At 47.0% G+C, this 1,148-nt stretch carries 1 protein-coding gene; it reads right to left on the minus strand.

Annotated features, from left to right (window positions below):
- Nucleotides 1-38 precede the first annotated feature (38 nt).
- Nucleotides 39-1,126 (minus strand): IS3 family transposase gene (locus CWI84_RS11685; RefSeq protein WP_126842773.1). Its coding sequence is split into 2 segments (ribosomal slippage): nt 39-865 and nt 865-1,126, totalling 1,089 coding nucleotides; the frame shifts between segments, so codons are not numbered across the junction.
- Nucleotides 1,127-1,148 lie beyond the last annotated feature (22 nt).

The raw sequence follows: 1,148 nt of genomic DNA on the forward strand, positions 1-1,148 counted from the left end.
TGTAATCCCCCCATTTTAAGCAGCAGCTATTCGTAGAATTAATGAACCGCTTGCGTTAATTGTTTGGGCGGAATGCCTCCGATGGCCGTGTTAGGCCGTTCGTTGTTATAAAGCCAAAGCCACTGAGTGGCAAGTTCTTGTGCATGTTCGACGCTTTCAAACAGGTGTAAATCGAGCCATTCATGTCGTACTGTTCGATTAAATCGTTCAACATAGGCATTCTGAGTTGGTTTGCCGGGTTGAATATAGAGCATCGTAATTTGATGTTTTTCAGCCCAACTGATGAGCTCACCCGAAAGGTATTCAGGGCCATTGTCGCAACGAATAGCAGCCGGTTTGCCGCGCCATTCAATAACTTGCTCTAAAGCACGAATCACTCGAGCACTTGGCAACGACAAATCAACTTCAATGGTTAAGCCTTCGCGATTGTAATCGTCGATAACGTTAAATGTTCGCAGTGAACGGCCATCAGCCAAGCTATCAGACATAAAATCCATCGACCAAACTTGGTTCATTGCTGTTGGAACGCTTAATGGGGCAGGTTTATCGCGTCGCAGGCGACGCTTGGGTTTGATCCGTAAGTTCAGCTCTAGCTCGCGATAAATGCGATACACGCGTTTGTGGTTCCATCGAAACCCTTTCACGTTACGCAAGTGCAAGAAGCATAAACCAAAACCCCAGCGCTTCTGTGCGGTGGTTAAGCGTAGCAACCAATCAGCAATAACAGCATTTTCATCGCTGAGTTTGCTTTGATAGTGGTAGCAGCTCTCGCTAATACCCATGCAAACACAGGCAAAACGAACGCTAATACCATGGCGTTGAATGGCAGCTCGTGCCATCTCCTTGCGCTGAGATGGCTTTACAGCTTTCCCTCAAGGGCTTCCTTGCGGATCTCAGCTTTGAGTCGCTCTTCGGCATACATTTTCTTGAGACGTTTATTCTCGTCCTCAAGCTCTTTGAGACGCTTCATCATCGATGCGTCCATGCCGCCAAACTTGGCGCGCCATTTATAAAATTGAGCCGAGCTCATACCGTGTTCACGGCAAAGCTCTGGAACGGGTACACCGTTCTCATTTTGTTTCAGAATCGCTAAGATCTGACTGTCTGTGTATCGTGATTTGCGCATAGAAAACTCCTTCGTTTTAGTT

It is taken from the genome of Idiomarina tyrosinivorans (assembly GCF_003987475.1).
Taxonomy (GTDB): Bacteria; Pseudomonadota; Gammaproteobacteria; order Enterobacterales; family Alteromonadaceae; genus Idiomarina; species Idiomarina tyrosinivorans.